A 223-nucleotide genomic window follows, 5' to 3' on the forward strand; every position below is an offset into this window, starting at 1 on the left:
ACAGCTTGCGGCCGAACGCGAGCCGCTGCGTACGCGCGCCGCGCGTCGCGCTGGCGGCCGGCTCGACGACGAGCGGCGTGAGCCCCTGCGTGCGCAACTGGCCGCGCGCGGCACGCGCGCTGTCGGCATCGATGACGCCTTTCTGCGCGTGTCCCGCCGCATCGATCGCTTCGAAACGGAATGCCGGCATCGCGCTATGCGCCTCCCGTCACGCGCAGCACTT

1 pseudogene is annotated in these 223 nt (G+C 72.6%); it reads right to left on the bottom strand.

Annotated features, from left to right (window positions below):
- Window positions 1-190, bottom strand: a pseudogene (locus ACNQQL_RS36305) (type II secretion system protein GspF); the annotation flags it as partial.
- Window positions 191-223 lie beyond the last annotated feature (33 nt).

This window comes from Burkholderia sp. LFS061, from assembly GCF_047978125.1.
Lineage (GTDB): Bacteria > Pseudomonadota > Gammaproteobacteria > Burkholderiales > Burkholderiaceae > Burkholderia > Burkholderia pyrrocinia_C.